The sequence below is a fragment of the Rhodococcus wratislaviensis genome (assembly GCF_041228765.1).
GTDB lineage: Bacteria > Actinomycetota > Actinomycetes > Mycobacteriales > Mycobacteriaceae > Rhodococcus_F > Rhodococcus_F wratislaviensis.
The window spans coordinates 109,564-127,668 of sequence record NZ_CP150489.1; the positions used below are offsets into that span (position 1 = coordinate 109,564).

16 protein-coding genes and 1 pseudogene are annotated in these 18,105 nt (G+C 66.3%); 6 read left to right on the plus strand and 11 right to left on the minus strand.

Going from position 1 to position 18,105, the window contains the following annotated elements:
- Positions 1–51: 51 nt before the first annotated feature.
- The 8 genes from WKC72_RS39425 to WKC72_RS39460 form a co-directional block, all read right to left on the minus strand.
- The gene (locus tag WKC72_RS39425; RefSeq protein ID WP_370185256.1) at positions 52–1,416 is read right to left on the minus strand and encodes a flavin monoamine oxidase family protein; all 1,365 of its coding nucleotides are present in this window, start codon (positions 1,414–1,416) and stop codon (positions 52–54) included.
- 70 nt (positions 1,417–1,486) lie between these two features.
- Positions 1,487–2,353: a phytanoyl-CoA dioxygenase family protein gene (locus tag WKC72_RS39430; RefSeq protein ID WP_370185258.1), complete on the minus strand. Its 867-nt coding sequence runs from the start codon at positions 2,351–2,353 to the stop codon at positions 1,487–1,489.
- A 26-nt stretch (positions 2,354–2,379) separates the two neighbouring features.
- Positions 2,380–3,840 carry an aldehyde dehydrogenase gene (locus WKC72_RS39435; RefSeq protein WP_370185259.1) on the minus strand — a complete coding sequence of 487 codons (1,461 nt, stop codon included), beginning with the start codon at positions 3,838–3,840 and terminating at the stop codon, positions 2,380–2,382.
- A 37-nt stretch (positions 3,841–3,877) separates the two neighbouring features.
- Complete coding sequence (locus WKC72_RS39440) at positions 3,878–5,230, minus strand: flavin monoamine oxidase family protein (protein ID WP_370185261.1); 1,353 nt, start codon at positions 5,228–5,230, stop codon at positions 3,878–3,880.
- Between the two features lie 29 nt (positions 5,231–5,259).
- Entirely contained in the window at positions 5,260–6,507 is a 1,248-nt protein-coding gene (locus WKC72_RS39445; protein ID WP_370185263.1) for an acyl-CoA dehydrogenase family protein, read from the minus strand.
- Entirely contained in the window at positions 6,504–6,818 is a 315-nt protein-coding gene (locus WKC72_RS39450; RefSeq protein WP_370185265.1) for a hypothetical protein, read from the minus strand. Before WKC72_RS39450 ends, WKC72_RS39445 begins: the two co-directional genes overlap by 4 nt.
- A gap of 33 nt (positions 6,819–6,851) precedes the next feature.
- On the minus strand, positions 6,852–6,974 hold the full coding sequence (locus WKC72_RS39455) for a hypothetical protein (protein ID WP_370185266.1): 123 nt from the start codon (positions 6,972–6,974) through the stop codon (positions 6,852–6,854).
- Positions 6,975–7,027: 53 nt separating this feature from the next.
- Positions 7,028–7,924 carry a phytanoyl-CoA dioxygenase family protein gene (locus WKC72_RS39460; RefSeq protein ID WP_370185268.1) on the minus strand — a complete coding sequence of 299 codons (897 nt, stop codon included), beginning with the start codon at positions 7,922–7,924 and terminating at the stop codon, positions 7,028–7,030.
- Positions 7,925–8,319: 395 nt separating this feature from the next.
- On the opposite strand from WKC72_RS39460, the gene WKC72_RS39465 reads away from it, so the two are divergent.
- Positions 8,320–9,699, plus strand: coding sequence for an APC family permease (locus WKC72_RS39465; RefSeq protein WP_370185270.1), 1,380 nt, complete (start codon positions 8,320–8,322; stop codon positions 9,697–9,699).
- A gap of 12 nt (positions 9,700–9,711) precedes the next feature.
- On the opposite strand, the gene WKC72_RS39470 is transcribed toward WKC72_RS39465, so the two are convergent.
- Entirely contained in the window at positions 9,712–10,317 is a 606-nt protein-coding gene (locus tag WKC72_RS39470; RefSeq protein ID WP_370185272.1) for a TetR/AcrR family transcriptional regulator, read from the minus strand.
- 1,705 nt (positions 10,318–12,022) lie between these two features.
- On the opposite strand from WKC72_RS39470, the gene WKC72_RS39475 reads away from it, so the two are divergent.
- The 3 genes and pseudogenes from WKC72_RS39475 (at position 12,023) to WKC72_RS39485 (ending at position 14,998) form a co-directional block, all read left to right on the plus strand.
- Positions 12,023–13,564 carry an alpha/beta hydrolase gene (locus WKC72_RS39475; RefSeq protein WP_370185273.1) on the plus strand — a complete coding sequence of 514 codons (1,542 nt, stop codon included), beginning with the start codon at positions 12,023–12,025 and terminating at the stop codon, positions 13,562–13,564.
- Between the two features lie 282 nt (positions 13,565–13,846).
- Positions 13,847–14,194 (plus strand): Lsr2 family protein, encoded by a 348-nt coding sequence (locus WKC72_RS39480; protein ID WP_370185275.1) that lies wholly within the window; start codon positions 13,847–13,849, stop codon positions 14,192–14,194.
- A 50-nt stretch (positions 14,195–14,244) separates the two neighbouring features.
- Positions 14,245–14,998 (plus strand): annotated as a pseudogene (locus WKC72_RS39485) (SOS response-associated peptidase).
- 277 nt (positions 14,999–15,275) lie between these two features.
- Here WKC72_RS39485 and WKC72_RS39490 read toward each other — a convergent pair.
- Positions 15,276–16,256: an ATP-dependent DNA ligase gene (locus WKC72_RS39490; protein WP_370185277.1), complete on the minus strand. Its 981-nt coding sequence runs from the start codon at positions 16,254–16,256 to the stop codon at positions 15,276–15,278.
- 173 nt (positions 16,257–16,429) lie between these two features.
- On the opposite strand from WKC72_RS39490, the gene WKC72_RS39495 reads away from it, so the two are divergent.
- Positions 16,430–16,696, plus strand: coding sequence for a hypothetical protein (locus WKC72_RS39495; RefSeq protein WP_370185279.1), 267 nt, complete (start codon positions 16,430–16,432; stop codon positions 16,694–16,696).
- A gap of 607 nt (positions 16,697–17,303) precedes the next feature.
- Here WKC72_RS39495 and mihF read toward each other — a convergent pair.
- On the minus strand, positions 17,304–17,615 hold the full coding sequence (gene mihF, locus WKC72_RS39500; protein WP_370185280.1) for an integration host factor, actinobacterial type: 312 nt from the start codon (positions 17,613–17,615) through the stop codon (positions 17,304–17,306).
- A 158-nt stretch (positions 17,616–17,773) separates the two neighbouring features.
- Here mihF and WKC72_RS39505 point away from each other — a divergent pair, with 158 nt between their 5' ends.
- Positions 17,774–18,094 carry a hypothetical protein gene (locus WKC72_RS39505; RefSeq protein ID WP_370185282.1) on the plus strand — a complete coding sequence of 107 codons (321 nt, stop codon included), beginning with the start codon at positions 17,774–17,776 and terminating at the stop codon, positions 18,092–18,094.
- Positions 18,095–18,105: the final 11 nt, after the last annotated feature.

An 18,105-nucleotide genomic window follows, 5' to 3' on the forward strand; every position in this document is an offset into this window, starting at 1 on the left:
CACGCCGACCGCTCGGGCATCACCCCAGCGGTCGGCGTGTGAGTCGGACCGTCAGGCCCCCTCGGGAACGAGTGCGTCCTGGTGGATGAATTGCAGTGCGTTGACGGCCGCGGTCTTGCCGGTCTCCACGGCGCCCTCGATGTGGGCGAAGAAGGTCTGTGACAGATCGGCGCCACAGAACTGCAGACGCCCCTCGGACGCGCCGATGAGCGAGTGCGCGCGGCTGGGAAAGCCAGGTGCGTAGGCAACGAAGTCGACGTAGCTGCTGTACTTCTCCGTGCTCCAGTCGCGGGTGACGTAGTCCACCAGCTCCGCGTCCGGAAGCAGGGTGTGCAGCGCTGCCTCGATGTCGGTGAAGGTGGCCTGGGGCCGGTCGGGATCGTCGTCGTGGTGCAAGCTGAACAGAATCATGATCTGTTCTCCGTTGGCCAGATGCTCCTCGCTGAGGACGGCGAAGACACCGTCGTTGGTGCGGACGTCGCCGATGGCGCACGTGTTGGGAGCGACATTGCGCACCAGGATGTGGGACTTCACCCCCCGTGATCCCTGCTTGAGGGCCGAGCCCTCGCGCTTGGCCGCACTGAGCGGCGGCTCGAATTCGATGTCGTTCCAGGAGGCCATGGGGACTGCCATGATCACGGTCGGAGCGGTGAACAGTTCCCCGGCGTCCGTGGTGACGCGGACCTCGGAGTCGTCCTGCGAAACGGAGGCAACCGGGGTGGACAGCTTCACCGTGCCGGACTTCTTGATGTCGGCGGCCATGGACTCGAGAAAATGGCCGGTGCCCTTGGCGAATTTCGTCTCGTACTCCATGCCCTGGCTGATCGTGTCGACGTCGGCGCCGTTCAACAGGTAGAGGCAGTGCAGTGCGCTCACCTGGTCCGGGAATGAGCCGCTGAACCAGCTGCTGTAGGTGCTCAGGAACGCACGGGCATGATCGGAGGTGTCGAGGGTCTGCAGGTAGTCGGTCCACGAGACGTCGAGGTCGGAAACGTCCTGGGCGTCGAGGGGCACGCCGAACGCGAGCCGCTCGCCAGCAGTGTCCACCACGTGGCGGCAGGCCCGCTTGACGTCGCCGATCGTCTCGGCGGAGCACAGCTCCGGGCCCGAATGGCGGATACCTGCGTACGACGAGTGGTAGTTCTCGGGGTGCGGGCTGCTGGCGAGTTCCACGGAGTACCGCTCCAGATCGGGTTCGATCGCTGGGGAGTACTCCAGATCGATCCACTGTCCGCCGCGCTCGGCGATGAAGGTGTGATCGCCGAGCGTGATGGTCTCGCTCTCGGTGCGTCCGCCGAGGCGGTCGCGGGCTTCCAGGAGAAGCACGCGGGCGCCCTTGTCTGCGAGGTCACGCGCGGCGCTGACTCCTGCGAATCCTGCACCGATGACGATGGCGTCATACTGGTTGTTGCTCATAGCAATTCCTTTCGTTGTGCCAGCGCAGAAGAGGCGACCGGCGAGTTCAGCCCAGTTCTATTGGGGGACTTCACAGTCCGAGGAATGCGGCGATGTTGTCGTAGTTGTTCTGCCAGAGCCCAGGGTTGCCGCGGGCGTTGTCCGTGAAGGACCGGAAGCCGAGCAGCTGTTGGACCCGGGGCGTCAGCGTCCGGGCGAGCGCGAGGTCCACAGTGAAGGGGAACGCCTCCTCCGGCACGAGGTAGCCGGCGTTGAACGTGAACGCCACACCTCGGCGCCGTTCCGCGGCAGTGGTATTGGCGCCGCCGCCGTGCGCGAGCTTGCCGCTGAAGAAGAGGGCATCGCCGGTCTTCATGGTCGCCGGCACAGTTTGCTCCGGGGTGCCGCGATTCTCGAAGTCGGACCACTTGTGGCTGCCCGGGATGACACGGGTGGCGCCGTTCTCCTCGGTGAAGTCCGTGAGCGCGATGAGGAAGTTGCAGATCACCTCGGGGCCGTCCGGGCCCAGTTCCAGGAACGCCGGGTAGTTCTCCATGTCGCGGTGATGGGGCTGTGCGCGGTTGCCGGGGCCGATGTCGATGACCTGGGCTGTTCCCATCCAGTAGTCGTCGTAGGTGCCGCGCAGGGCTTCTCGTGCGATGGCGTGCACGACGTCGTTGTCGATGATCTCGGTTCGGAAGGTCTCGCTGAGAGTGACGAGATTGGTCAGCCGCTTGGTCTGCGCGCCGTGGAAGGCCTGAACATCGGCGTTGCTGGAGCTCGACCCGCTGTGCACCTCGTTGATGTGGGGGTCGATCTCGCGGTTGAACCGGGCGACCTGGTCGGCGGACAGCAGTCCGTCGATGATGACGCCTCCGGTGCTGTCGATCGCCTGCATGATCTCGGCGAGGGATTCGGTGGTCGGGAGGTGCGGGAGTCCGGTGGCGACGTTCGTCATGGTCGGTTCCTTTCGGAGAGACGGAGTTAGATGTAGATGGACTTCACTTCGAGGTGGCCGGCGAGGGCCTCGGGGCCGAGTTCGCGGCCCAGGCCGCTGGCCTTGACCCCGCCGAACGGGGCGGCTAGGTCGGGGAGGTACCGGTTGATCCCGACGGTGCCGGTGCGGACGCGCTGTGCGATCGCCTGCCCGCGTTCGGGGTTCGAGGTCCACACGGTGCCGCCCAGGCCGTACTGGGAGTCGTTGGCGATCCGCACGGCGTCGTCCTCGTCGTCGTAGGCGATGACGGACAGCACCGGGCCGAAGATCTCCTCCTGGGCGATCGCCGAGCCGTTGTCGACGTCGGCGAGCACGGTCGGCTCGACGAACCAGCCGGTGTCGAGCCCGGCCGGACGCCCACCGCCGACGACGATCCGCGCACCGTCGGCCCTGCCCCGCGCGATGTACCGCTCGACGTGGTCCCGATGCGCTGACGTGGCCATGGGGCCGACGACGGTCCCGGGATCGAGCGGATCGCCGACGGGCAACGAGCCGGCCAGCGCGGCGATGGTGTCGACCACCTCGTCGTAGCGGGACCGGGGCGCGAGGATGCGGCTGTTGAGCCAGCAGGTCTGGCCGTTGTTGAACATCGTCGCACCCGTGAGCGCCTCGCCGATCACGCTGAGGTCGAGGTCCACGTCGTCCAGGAACAGCGCCGCCGATTTCCCTCCCAGTTCGAGCGTGACGGGTCGTAGGAGGCGGCCGCAGACCTCGCCGATGGTCCGCCCGACCTCCGTCGAACCGGTGAAAGTCACCTTGTCGACGCCCGGGTGCGCGACGAGGCGGGCGGTGGCGTCCCCGAGCGCGGGCACGATGTTGACCGTTCCCGGCGGGAGGTCCGCCGCCTGGGCGGCCTCGGCGACAAGGTACGCGTCCAGCGCGGTCTGGGGGGAGGGCTTGAGCACCACGGTGCAGCCGGCCGCTAGCGCGGGGCCGAGCTTCCACGCGGCGATCGCCTGCGGGAAGTTCCAGGGCACGATCGCCGCGACGACGCCGATCGGGCTCCGCTGGACCAGGGTGTCGCCCATCCCCATGAGCCCGGGGCGGTGCTCCAGATCGTCGACGCAGGTCGCGAGGCTCGCGTAGTAGCGCAGAACGGCGCCGGGGTACCCGGCCTCGTACTGGCTGGAGAACGCCAGGGGCATGCCGTTCTGGCTGGACACGATCGCGGCGATCGCCTCCTTGCGGGCATCGAGTTCGTCGGCGAAGCGATTCATCGCCGCAGCGCGCTGTGCACCGGTGAGGGCGCGCCAGCCGTCGGGGGAGTCGAACGCGGCGCGGGCCGCGGCGACAGCGGCATCGATGTCGGCCGCGTCCGCGGCGGGAACGCTGCCGGCGGGCTGTTCCGTGGTGGAGTCGACGATGGTGAGGGTGTCGGTTCCGTGGGCGGGGACGAAGCGCCCGCCGATAAAGACGGTGTCGTACGACGGTCCGGTGATGTGGTCCATGCTGATTCCTTTGTCGAGGTGGGGACGCGGCGCCCGGTCAGGGCGTCTCGGCGAGCGTCTCGTCGGCGGCGCGGCGTCCTGAGCGGATGGCGCCGTCCATGTACCCGTTCCAGATCGTGGCGGTCTCCGCGCCGGCCCAATGGATGCGCCCGACCGGCGCGGCCAGCGCTTTGCCGAACTGGGTCCAGGCGCCGGCGCCGAGTCGTCCGCCGTAGCAGCCGCGGGTGAACTCCTCAGCGGCCCAGTCCTGCTCGACCACGTCGAAGGGCTCCGCCGCCTTCGGGCCGAAGTAGGTGGTGAGGGCCGAAAGCACGATGTCGCGGCGTTCCTCGGGGCTCAGCTCGCAGGCGGTACGCGCGTGGGCACCCTCCAAGAACCCGACGAGGACACCGCATGAGGCGTCGTCGGGGCTGTTGTCCATCACGACGTTGAACTCGTGTTCGAGGCTGACCGCGAAGCCGCTGAGGCCCTCCGCGCGCCAGAACGGGGTGTCGTAGGCGACGTGGAACTTGATCACCGATCCGGCCGGCATCTGCTGTGTGAGCTGATCGCGCTGGTTCGGCATGGGCGGGACGTACCGGAGGCGGCCGGCCAGGGTGGTGGGGATGGCGACGATGGCGTGGCGGGCGGTGAGACTGCCCCCGTCGAACTCGACCGTGACCGACGCGTGGTCCTGGCGAACGGTGTGCACCGCGGTGTTCAGGCGCACGACATCGCCCAGTTCGGCGGCCATCGCCTCGGAGATCCGATGGGTGCCACCCACCACGCGGGACTCCTGTGCGCCCCCGGTCTGCGAGACGAGGGTGTCCAGGCTCGTGCCGGACTTGATGTAGAACAGAAAGTGCAGCAGCGACAGCTCGGGGGACTCCGCGGAGAAGATGCCCGGGACGAGGAGCCGGAACAGGGCACGGGTGGTCGCGTTCGCGGTGTTGGCGACCAGCCAGCTGTCGAGTGACTGCCGGTCGAGGTCAGCGGCACCGTCGGTGTTCCACGGGGCATCGAGGTCGACGGTCTGCGACAGCGTCTGCAGGGCCTCCCAGAGTCGGACGGCCTCGGCCTCGGCCTCCCCGGAGAGGCCGAACATCTGGTCGTCCGTCCACCGGACCACCCGACCGTCGATGACGTTGATGTTGTCGCCGTCGGCGTAGCAGCGGAACGTCTTCAGCCCGAGCTCGTCGATGAGTTCGAGCACCGCGTCCTGGGTAGGCCCCACCCACTGGCCGCCGAGTTCCACGGAGACGCCGTTGCTGAGGCTGCCGCCGTAGGTGCGCCCCGCGACGCGGTCGCGCGCCTCCAGAAGGATCACGGACCGGCCGGCCGCGCGCAGCTTCCGGGCCGCACTGAGTCCGGCGAGGCCGGCGCCCACGACGATCACGTCTGCGTCGTACATTGTTGTATTCCTTGTCAGGTCGAGTGGTGTCAGCCGGCGATGTCGCGGCCCAGGACGGTGCGGGCGATGACCCATTTCTGGATCTCGTTGGCGCCCTCGTAGATCTCGCCGATCTTGCTGTCGCGGTAGATGGTGGCGACGACGGAGGTAACCGCATCTGCGCCGCGTTCCTCCACGAATCCCATCGCGCCGAACGCCTGGGCGGCGTCCCGGGCGATGTCCACGGACAGTCGGGTACCCAGCAGCTTCGCCATGGCGGCCTCCGGCTCGGGGAAGGAGTGCCCGGCGTCGAGTCGCAGGGCCGCCTTGAGGTAGGTGCTGCGCGCGACCTCGAGCTGCGTCGCGTACTCGGCGATGACGAACTGCCAGTGCTGGTGCGCGCCGAGCGGCTTGCCGAAGGTGTGGCGTTCGGACAGGTGTTTCGCCAGCTGGTCGAACGCGGCCTGCGCCATGCCGACTCCCGCGGCGCCGATCCCGATGCGGCCGTACACCAGTGTTTGCAGCGCGATCCGGAGGCCGCCGCCGATCTCGCCGAGGACGTGCGCCTCGTCGAGGGCCACGTCGGTGAATACGACGTCCGCGGTCAGCTGTCCGCGGTTGCCGACCTTCCGGTCCGGGAGCCCGACGGTGACGCCGGTGGTGTCGGTGGGAACGATGAAGGTGGTCAGCCGGTCGCCGGTGCGGGCGAGGACCACGACGAAGGCGGCCACCGGCGAATTGGTGATCCATCGCTTGCGGCCGTTGAGGATCCAGCCGGTGTCGGTGCGTTCGGCGATGGTCTGCACTGCGGCGGGGGACAGGTCGCTGGACGCGCCGGGCTCGCTGGTCGCGAAGGAGCCGATGTGCTCGCCGGCGACAAGCGGTGCCAGCCAACGCTCCTGCTGTTCGGCGGTGCCGTGGGTGAGGGCGTTGCCGGCGAGGATGCAGTCGACGTCGAAGATCGCGGCGATGCTGTTCGAGTGGTAGGCGAGTTCCTCCGCGGCCGCGGCCGTGGCCGTCGCGGGGTGATCCAGATCGTCCCCACCGACGTCGCCGCGGAAGGGGATGCGGAGCAGGCCCGCGCGTGCGAGATCGTCGAACACTCTGCGGGGGAACCCGTCGACGCGTTCGTCGCCGGTGGCGATGCGGTGGGCCTCGGGCGCCACGATCTCGTCGGCGAGTGCACGCACGCGCGCGCGGACCTGGCGGACGTCGGCGGGGCTCAAGTCGTCGTGGTAGAGGCGATCGAATTGTCGCGGGGCCGTGATGGTCTCAACGTGGGTCGCGGTGGCGCTCATCGGGCCATCACCGCGGCGAGCGCGTCGTCCGGGACGTCGACGAACTCGATCTCCATGTCGGTCACCGTCTCCATCAGGGCGACGAACTCGGGGAAGTCCGCGCCGCTCGAGGCGGCCGTTTCGGCGGCCTCCTGCGTGGCGTAGATCCAGACGTCGAGCCAGGTCCCGTCCTGGCGTCGACCGCAGAACGGGACGGCGACGAGGCCGTCCGCCTCCCGGACCGCGATCTCGACGACGGCGGCGCGGCGTGCGAGGAACTTGTTCGGCTCCACCGAGGTGGAGAAGGTGATGATTTCAGCGCAATAGGACATGGTGCGTCTCCTTCGGAGCGTTGGGGCGGATCGTCAGGCCTGCGTGGACAGGATCGCGCGGGCGGCGCGGAGGCCCGTCTCGATGGCTCCGTCGATGGATCCGGAGAATCCGCTGAGTCCGCCTCCGACGGTGGCGACATCTGCTGTGGTCGGCATTTCGATTCTTCTTCTCTGTGAGGTGTTTCCGAATGATGTTCTGGCGGAGTCTGTTACACGGCGGTACGAGTGCCGGTCGACGCCTGGGCGTTGCGGTCGAAGTCGTCCTCGAGCAGGACGTGAGGGTCGCGCATGACACCCTCAACCTCGACCCATCCCATGAGCGGTGGGCAGGCCTCGTAGCCGAGAGCCCGCTGGATGTCCTCGGGGAGGTGTTTGGCCTTCTCGACGGGGATGGTCAGGTACTGGTTCTCCTCCTGCCGGAGGTAGCCGAGGTCCCAGCTCAGCGACAGTCCGGTGCGCGGACGGTCGGTGTTGTTCGTGCCGCCGCCGTGGTAGGTCGCGCCGATCCAGATCAGCGCGGAGCCGGCGGGCATGACCGTGTTGATCGCTTCGGTCCGCTTCGGCGAGCGCTCGTCGTCCCACCGGTGGCTGCCGGGGATTACGAGGGTGCCGCCGTTCTCGGCCGTGAAATCGGTGAGCGCGACCATGATCTGGACCCGGGCCTGGCGTCCGCCCTCGGGATGGCGCCACTGCCACGCGGCGTCGTCGCGGTGGAGCGGCTGCGCCCCCTCGCCCGGATGGATCGAGATCACCTGGGACAGGCCCACCTGCATGCTTGGGACAGTCTCGACCCGATCCTCTCCGAACCAGACGTGCTCGGGGATCTGCAGGTAGTGCGCCGCCGCACCGGAGTACAGCGGGTTGCGCACGATGACATCGGCCGCCCGGGTGTGTCCGAAGACGCCGCCCAACCGACGGGTCCTCTTCCCCGAGAAGTCGGGATCGATGCCGAACGGCAGAGCGTCGAGTTCGGGTTCGAGGTCGGCGTTGAGGGCTGCCAGTTGGTCGGCGGTCAGGAAGTCGCGGACGATGACGCCACCGTCGCGCTCGATGACGGCGATGACCTCGTCAACGGTGGTGCGCGGGTTCAGAGTGGTCAGACCCATGGTTGTCTCCGATACTCGGGGGCATGTGAGTCTCTCGTCACATGTTAGTCGTACGACAAACTGAGTGTTGAGCACCACACTGCCCCTGTCAAGAGTCGGATGCTGCCGCCGGTCCTGAAGCAGAATTTCGGTAGACCCCTCTACCTGCATACTTCTGCAAGTATGACGTGGGCGGATTGCCTAACATTGGGCGATCGGGGAACGAACCTCTTGACGGTCCATCTCGCCATGTGCAGACTGCGTTAGTCGCACGATCAATTCGAAATCGGTGGTCGGGCGACCTCAGTCGCCGTCCGGTGTCGCACTCGGGCCCGCGTCGCCGTGCTCGACCTCGTCTCGGCGATCAGCGTCGCGTCGGCGCGTATTCCGGATCTCATGAAGGAAGCCGTATGCCCATGTCCAGTACGTCTCAACCCCACATTGAGCAGCAGCTCGAGACCAGCCGTCTCAGCCGTCGGTCGCTGGTCTCGCTGTCGTTGGCGTCGTTCATTCCCGCCGTCGGCATGGGGATGCTGCCGGTGCTGATGTTGTCGCTGGCTGGCCCCACCGCGTGGCTGTCCGCCACGGTCGCCGCTGTGCTGGTGATCTGCATCGGCCGATCGGTGATCACCTTCGCCCGCCGGTACGTCGGAACCGGCTCGCTGTACTCGTACATCCAGGAGGTGTTCGGGTCGTGGGCGAGGTACCTGACCGCCGCCGCGTTGATGGTCAGCTTCGTCGCCCAGGTGGGCGGCGTGGCGGCGACCGTGGGCATCTTCGGCGGCAGCTTCCTCGAGGGGCGCGGCGTCAACGACGCGCTCGGCCCCGTCGTGCAGACGGTGCTCCTTGTGGCCGCGATCGTGGTGGCGGGGGTCGTCGCCTATCGCGGCGTCGATACGTCGGTGCGAGTGGCGGTGACTCTCGCCGCTGTGTCCGTGCCGCTCATGGCCGTCATCACCGTCGCGAGTGCGCTGCACACCGGGCTCGACCTCGGTCAGCAGTTCGACGCCCAGCAGTTCTCGATCGGCGGAGCGCTAAAGGGTGTCGCGGCAGGCGCCGCATGGCTCGTCGGGTTCGAGAGCTGCGCCGCGATGGCGGCCGAGACAAAGAACCCCACCCGCAACGTTCCGATGGCGGTGATGAGCGTGCCCGTGGTGCTCGGAACCACCTACGTCGTCACCACGATCCTGCAGGTTCCCGGCCTGCTCGCGGCCGAGGGGCGATTGTCTGCCGGCACGTCCGCACCGGCGGCGCTCGCAGAGCAAGCGGGGCTCGGATCGGCCGTGGGTGCGGCGACCGACCTCGTTCTCGCGGTCGCCAGCTTCGCCGCACTGATTGGCTTCACCAACTACGGCTCACGGATCGCCATGGCCATCAGCGAGGACGGCCTCCTGCCGGCATGGGTCGGCGCCGTGCACCCGCGTTTCCACAGCCCGCACCGCGCAGTTGTCGCCCTTCTGATCCTCGGCTTCGCCACCATTTTCGCGCTGCTGCTGTCCACCGGCGACATCGTGAAGGCCTACTCGATGATCGCGCCCCTGGTCGTCTACGGATGCGTCGCGCCGTATGTCCTGGTGTCGGTGGGATCGGTGCTCGTGTCACGTCGGGTGCGCGAACTGAGCCCGACGGTCGTAGTGGCAGCGACGATCGGTGGCGCCGGGATGATCTGGGTATACCTCAATGGATGGATCAACCCACCCGCGCCGCCGACGGATGTCACCGTCTGGGTCGCAATCGTCGTGCTCGCCGTCATGACGGCGTTCATCGGGTTGCGGCACCGCCGAAGTGCGGCATGATCTTGCGGCACCTCAGCTGGTTGTGACCGGCAGCGCACGGTGCGCGTCCGCGAGGTGCTCGAGCGACTCGGCCATCGCATCCACGCACGTCTGGTGGATCGCCTTGTCCGAGTATGCGAGATCGTGCAGCACCAGCCCGTCTCCGTAGGAGGCAATGATGCGGGCGATGACATCGACGAGGTGATCGTCGTCCTCCGGGCGCAGCCCTTCACGGAGCTTCGCGGCGAAGACATCGACCGTGAAGGCGTATCCCCGCCTCGCCTTGTCCACGTCCTGCCGCGTCGCCCAGACGAACAGTTCCGTCTGGGCGCGGGCGTACGCCGTGGTGTCGTAGACCCACGCCCCGACCTGGCGCGTTAGGGACGCCGCGGCGCGCCCGAGCCCGACGCCGGGGAGGATGTGGAGCACCTCGTCGAACTGCGACGTGGCTAGGTGCTCGAAGATCGCGAAGTACAGGTCCTCCTTGGCTCCGAAGCAGTAGTGGATCATCGTCAACGGTGACTCGGCCCGGTCGGCGATCATGCGCGTCGTCGCGCCCGAAACCCCGCGCTCCGCGATCACCTCGACCGCCGCGTTGATCAGATCAATCCGTCGCTGCTCGTTCGACACGCGCGTCATCGCGCCCTCCTCGCTTTGTCAGACGGTCCGATCCGTCAAGATGATCACCCGACTAAGTGTTCATCGAGTATAGCTGAGTCTGAACGTGGAAGCCTCACCTGCAAATTGATGAAATGTCTGGTCGGACCGGGTGAAGACTGTGTGCCCAGATCGAGTCGTTGACTAATTGTTTAGCAGGACCGTGAACGGGCGGGTACGCGTATCCGCCGCAGCCGGCCAGGCGGTGCCATGGAGTCGAGAACGGAGCGAAGTGTCGCCGGAGGGCTCCTGGGTTGACTGGATGGGTAGCGGGTAAACTGGCGACGACCTGGCGATGCAGGCGAGTGGTGATGCTTGTACCCGCGGCCGAAGTGGCTATTACGCACCTTCAGCTTCGCGCCCAGGTGTCAAGGGGGCTCATCTATGACGCTCCCCGTGCGACAAGCAGCTCCTGTTCCTCCGCTCAGGTCCGGGAAGCGCTTCAGCTGCGAATCCCGTTCAGCGGTTGAACCAACGGCAGGACCGACTTACCGGCGGTAGGCGAAGGCCTCGTCCACCGTATCGCGGCGATCACAACGATTCCCGCGTGGCGCAAGATTCGTGCGTGCGCGCTGGTATCGCGCGCGCGTCGCATGCGATGATCCTCACCCCTGTCCGACGCATAAGGCCTGGATAGTCGTTTGCCGCGGGGCCTGGGACGTTGACAGAGGAATCGTGCCCTGCCGACGCAGGGCTAGCGCTGGGCGAGCGCGGCCGCGCAACCGCAGCCAGCGGATCGTGCCCGCGGGCCCTCCATCGAGCGCCGCTCGCTCGTTCGCGCTCCCGGCACTGGCAGGCGCGCGAGGTCGCCCGCGCGGGAGGGAGTGGCGACACACGCATTCCGGGAACGCATCCAGGACTGAACACTCGCAAACCTGTCAAGAATGCCAACTGTCCCATCAGTGGACGGTTGTATTCGCAGGCCATGCGAATAACCAACTTACTAGTTGACATAATAATTGTTACCGGCCGAGGAAAGTCTTGTTTGCCAGCGTATTTGGTGCACAACGGTCCCGAGGTGATAGCGACTCGCTGAGGTACGCGCGACGAGCCGCATCCAGGATCAGTCCGTCGCGGAGATCGGCTCCGCTTCTATCGTTTCTGCAGCTCACGAATGCGCCTCGCGACAGTCACGGTGTGTTCACGATGGATCGTCGGGAACCGCCCACAGGCCCCGTCCGGTCCGTCGGCCGGTGTCGGGGATCAGTGCCCGGAGCTGTTCAGCGTCGCCGCTCAGCGCTTTCTGTGGGTGGGGTCGGGCCTCCTCGGTGACGTCTGGTGGTAGTGGGCAGTCTTGGTGTGCGAGGTCGGCGGTGTTGTCGATAAGCCGCGCCGCTCGCATGGGGGAGTGACTCGGGCACTCGGACGGTAGGGCGGTCGCGGCGTGGTCTCGGGTCGGGACGCGAGGGTGGAGAACATCGACATCGCTGTCGCCGGCTCCCCGGGACCGGTGTTGGCGCCGGTGAGGGCGGCGACTTCGACGAGGGCGGCGATTGTCGCACCGAGGGTGGGCGGGGGCATGGCGATGGCTGGGTAGCATGCTGCCCTCGCGATTTCAGCGGCCTGTGTGGCCGCTTCACCGGTAACGGCGCTCCCACTGCTATGGGTGTGCCAGGATTTATCCGAGTAAATACTCGGGCCGAGCCCGAACACAAGGTTCGGGCGGTCGCCATGCAGGGTGGTTGACATGCGGTTTGTGAACCAAATAACGGCGATTGCGTTTGTCTCGATTCTCGCCAGCTCAGCATGTAGCAGCAATTCCGATCCGTCCGGTGCGCCACCGACGACTGTGGCTCATCCGCCGGCGGAGTTTGTCGAGGGGCCGTGCGCGAAGACGCCAAATCCGGTCCCACTGCTGGAGAATGCTCGCTGCGGGGAATTGTTGGTACCGGTGAACCGCACCAGAGAAGACAGCGGATCCTTGCGCTTGGCAGTTGCGATCGTTCCGTCGGAAACACAGCCGCCGGCCAAGGCTCCGATCGTCTTTCTCATGGGCGGGCCCGGTCAGGATGCGGTCACCGATCCCCCGGTCAACCCCGACTTGCCGCTGAACCATGATCGCGATCTGATCCTGATGGGACAGCGCGGCAACATAACGTCCAGCTCGCCGTTGCCCTGCCCGGAGATTTTCGAGTTCTTCGCCCAAAGGATCGGAATGGCGTGGAACGCTGAGTCCACACGGGATGCGTACGTAGAAGCGGTGAAGGAGTGCCACGACCGCCTGGCTCCCACCGTTGACCTCTCGGCATTCAATTCGACCGAGAGCACCCATGACCTGATCGATTTACGCAAAGCACTCGGCCTCGAGAAGTGGAATGTGTTCTCCCACTCGTACGGTACCGACCTTGCGCTGATCTACATGCGTCACGACGCCGACGCTGTCGAGTCGATCGTGTTCGACGGAGTGACGCCCCCATCGGCTGCTGCCCTGGGGTGGACCTGGGCCAGCGCTCGCCAAGCATTCGACAACATGGTCAAGGCGTGCGAGGACCAGCCAGCATGCAAAGAGCGCTATCCCGACCTGGGGGCAACGTTCATCCGGCTGGTCAATGAGCTTGAAGCGAAGCCCATCGCCACGACGGTCAACGTTGAGGGTGTAGGAGAGACGAAGGTTGTCGTCGACGGCGGAATGCTGCTGAACTGGTTTGTCCCCGTGGCTACCCATCTACCGAAAGAGTTCCCATCAACGGTCGATGAGCTCGCACACGGGAATGCGCAGCCCATTGCGTCGCGGTGGGCCGAAGTGTGGGGGCATCCGGAGAGGGGCGTCCTCCATTGGGGCCTTACCCTGAGCATTTGGTGCCGTGAATGGATCCCGTTCGAGACCGTCGAGCAGTCAATGCAACAGGCGGAAAAGGAATTCCCTGAACTCCCGGAGTCCGTTCGGGCCCAAGCGCCACAGCTGCCGTTCCTGCGCGACGCCTGCGAGGTGTGGGACGTGCCGAAGGCCCATGACTCGATCCGAGACATCACCGTCAGTGACATCCCTTCGCTTGTGCTGTCGGGTACCTACGACGGGCAGACCGGAGCGGTGTGGGGCGACTACATCGCGAAGGATCTCTCGCAATCTATTGTCGCGGTAGTGCCCGGAGCTGCACACGGTGTGTATGCAGAGCCACCGTGCGGAGCCGAGATAATCGCGTCGTTTTTCGACAATCCGGAGAAGCCGGACACATCCTGCACGGACACGACGCAGCTGCCGGCATATGACATTCTCCCGCCACGCTGATGACGACCGAGGTGTTCGCCGTCGGTGGCCCTGAGGGCCCGGCAGTTCGCTGCCGTCGGATAAGCGACCCCGACTCCGCGCTCGTTCACACCGCACGTGAGCGACACCCGATCCGCGAGAAACGAATTAGGGTGTCGAACACTGCTCTCGCGTCACCGGATCGAGCTGCCACAGCTCTCGTAATCCCACGGGTACCCACTGCCCCCGGTTGGACCTCACGAAGTTACTGGTACTGCCAGTATTGTTATCTGGTCCGTACCGGAGAGTTGAGGAGTGACATCTGTGGCACGCAAGGTTGTAGTTGAGATGGTCGACGACATCGACGGCACCGCCTTCGGTGAGGACGGCGAGAGCATCCACTATGCAGTCGACGGCGTCGAGTACGTGATCGACCTGAAGGAGGAGCACGCGAAGGAACTCCGAGAGACCTTCGAGTACTACATCGCGCACTCCACCCGGGTCGGCGGCCGCAAGCACCGCTCTGACCGACCGGTCAACCCTACTGCCGAGAGACGGCCATCAGGCGAAACGAAGAAGATCCGCGCCTGGGCGCTCGAGCAGGGCTACGAACTGTCCTCTCGTGGACGTATCCCCACCGAGATCGAGCAGGCTTTCGACGCCGCCCACTGAACATGCGCAGCCTTCCCCGTCGCGGTGGTCGGTCGTGGCAGGCTGTCGGTATGTGTGGTCGTTACGCATCGACGACGAGCCGGGGAACGTTGCTCGATACCTTCGAGATCGACCCTGACCGGGCCGATCCGGAAACTGGCGCCGGACTACAATGTGGCGCCCACGAAGACCTCCCCGGTTGTGATCGCGCGGGTGCCGAAGGACACCGACGAGAAGCAACCCCAACGACAGCTCCGCAACCTCAAATGGGGCTTGACACCGTTCTGGGCCAAAGATCCGAAGATCGGCTCACGCATGATCAACGCTCGCGCCGAGACCGTGCACGAGAAGCCCGCGTACAGGCAGTGTTTCAAGTCGCGACGCGGGATCGTCCCGGTGTCCGGGTTCTACGAGTGGTTCCCGACCGAGGAGGTCGGCAAGTCCGGGAAACCGCTCAAGCAGCCGTACTACATCCACCCGGCCGAGAGCGACATTCTCCCGTTGGCCGGCATCTTCGACTTCTGGCGCAACCCCGACGTCCCCGACGACGATCCGGACGCCTGGCTGGTCACATTCTGTGTGATCACGACCAACTCCACCGACGATGTGGGACATATCCACGATCGGATGCCGATGAGCGTGGCCCCGGAAAACTGGGCGGACTGGCTCGACCCGACCAACACCGACGTCGATTACGCCCGATCCTTGATGGCGCCGCCGGCACCAGGCAGCCTCGAGACCTACCCGGTATCCAAGGCCGTGAACAACGTCCGTAACAACGGCGAAGACCTGCTGAAGCCGATCACCGTCGAGGACGCCCACTGACCACTGGTGTGACCCGCGCAAAAACCGTGGACGCTCGACGGACACACCGATCGGAATACCACCCGATGGTCCGCTGTTGAAGAGGCTGACGGTGGCGCGCATACCCCGGGTACCACATCAGAAAAGTCGCTGCGAGCGACCACTTGCCGAGAGGCGATATGGCGTCACCGTCCCCTGACCGGGTAAGACCTACATTGCGTAGCGTTCCCGGGAAGGAAACGAAGCCGCTGTCACCGGGGAAGGCGACAGCGGCTTCCCTATGCCCGGATACGCTCCGTCACAGCAAGTCCCGGGTGATCGACCCCGGATCGAGGTCTCCTCGCTGCCCCTTGAAACTGGGATGCCGAAGCCCGCCCGGCCGGTATTCGCGATACGCAACGTCCACCACAATCACCGGTTCGACCCAGCGCACGATCCCATGCACCTCCGCGGCCGCGGCCGCGGTGCCGAGCCGGCTGGTGCGGCGTTCGAGGGTGGCCAGCTTCTCCTGCAACTGGCGGCGCACGGCCATCGTGAACCCGGTCCCGACATTGCTAACGTACCGAAGAACGCCCTGGTCATCGTAGGCGCCGAGGACCAATGAGCCGACCATATTGCGCTGTGCACCCCCGCCCGCGATCCAACCAACAATCAAGCAAGAGCTCCTCGTGCGAAGCAGTACCTTCCGCCACGACCGGGTGCGCTGACCCGGTAGGTAAGGCGACGCCACCCGTTTGAAAACCGCGCCCTCCATCCCGGAATTCCTGGCGGCCTCCAGAATGACGGCACCGTCCACTCCTTCCCAATGCGGCAAGATCTGCACGGGCACGCCGGGCCCGTGCAGCTCGTGACCGAGGTCGGAAAGCGCGGCACGGCGCTCCAGATACGGAGCTGCCATCAAATCGCCACCGTCTGCAGAGAGAACGTCGAACGGAAGGTAGGTGACCGGCACCTGCCGCCGCAGGGCCGTAGTCGGGCGCAGGGTATTCATCCGCTTCTGCAACTGCGCGAACGACGGCCGCCCCTGGGCAAGGGCCACGACCTCGCCGTCGAACACGATGCGGCCGCGGCCGCCGAACACGTCGCTCAATGCCGCGGTCACCTCCGGGTACGAGGAGGTGACCACGTTGAGGTTGCGGGTCCACAACACCGGCGGCTGACCGCCGCCGACCGCAGCCACGACGCGGCACCCGTCGTACTTCATTTCCGCCGCCCAGCCGCTGCCCATTGTCTCCGGGAGCTCACCCGGAGTGGCCAACATCGGCGCAATCAGCCGCATGGGCCGATTGTGCGCCCATATCCGCAGCTGAGACGACCCTTCCGATTCTTACCCGGAGAGTGCGACGCGATCACACGACCGTCCACCCGCCGGCCTGCTCGGCCACCGCCGGCATGACACCCTGTCCCACGAGACTTCACACCCGCCGAACGCCGGAAGGACCCGCGCCACCCATGACCACCTGGACCCTCTGGCTCGGCGCCCTGCTGGTCGTCGGCGGCTCAACCGCCCAGATCAAACATCAAGCGGGAGTGGCCCGCGCCCTCTGGGTGCTCGCCGTGCTTGCCTTCGTGGCCACGGCCGTCGGGGCGATAGCCGCGTCCGAGATCTCGCTGCCCCTGCTGCTCACACTCGTGGTCGCGATCGCGGCCACCTGTGCCCTGGTCGCGGTCACCAAGGAACCGATAAAGGCTGCGGCCGCGCGAAAGGGCACGGAGTAGCAGTGGGATCTGCGCCGGGGTCCTCGGCGTCCTGCTCGCCGGCTCGGACCGGCTGACCGGTGGCGCACAGGTCGGCCGGAGCCGCGCCGATCGCCCAGATCGCGGCCAGCCTCGACCGCTTCCATTGGGTTGGTGCTCGAAGACCTCGCCGAAGCACGCCACAATGTCGTACACCGAGACCATGCATCAGGAAACGACGAGATTCCGGGCGTTCAACGCCGCCCGCGACCGCGCCACCCGGGGCGGGATCCCCGACGAGGTAGCGGTGCGCCGGAGCTGATCGGCACACCCGGGAACGGAACCAGCAACCACTTAGATAGACGCTCACGCAGCGGAACGGCCCCGAATCTTGAGGCCCGCCCGGGTGCGCCCGAGTAAATGCCAGGGACAGCAGGTTGATCCTCGGCTCGGACCATCCCGCAGCTAGAGGCAAAGAGCAACAGGCCGCCACACACCAATCTGCGGAACCCCGCAGATCAGGACCGGGAACGAGTCACCGGTCTGGGCAGTGAGTGGCGACCTGTTGCTCGTCGCGATCGTGACAGTAGATCGTCCCACCGACAAAGCGCCGGAACACAGGCGTCGACGGCCGACCACCACGAGCGAGTCAGGCGATGATGCCCAGAAGCGCGTGACGCTGATTCATCCCGAGACCGCCGATCCTCCGGGTCTCAGCGATCGACAGCTCCTCGAGGATCTGCGCCGCCTTCACCGCACCGACACCGGGAAGCGCCTTCACCAGAGCCGACACCTTGGTCTTCTTCGCAACCTCGTCGGTTTCCGCCTTCGCGAGCACATCGGAGACCGTGAGCTCACCGGACTTGACCGCGGCGAGAAGCTCCCCGCGCGCCTTCCGGGCCACAGCGGCCTTCTCCAATGCTTCAGCGCGCTGCTCGGGCGTCAGAACGGGCAATGCCATCAATGGACCTCCTTACTGCTCTGACCGGCCCAGATCAGCCGGCCACGGATAGGGATCGCGCCACTTAACGTAGGCGCCGACGTAAGGGACGCCAACGGTCGGCGCTTCCCTCGCCGACCGCTGGCGGCACGATCAACGAGAACACTAGAGTCGAATATATGTTCGAACGATGGAGAGCCGTGTACGACCCGAAACCGTGGCGGGAAGTGCGCCCACCGCGGCCGGTGACCATCGACGTCTCTGCCGCAATGGCTCACCACGGTGGCCGCGCCGCGAACGACCTTCCCCTTCGAGTCCGCGCCGAGGGACTCGACCTCGACGTCCGAGTCCCGGGGATGCTCCATGCCTGGGCACGCACCTCCCGCGGCGAATGGCTCGCATCGTGCACCTTCACCATCCCCACCGGCAACAAATTGGGAAGTCTCGAGGTCACCCACTGGTGCCCCGCAGCGGCCGTCACCGCCGCCGACCAGGACTGACCCATCCACTG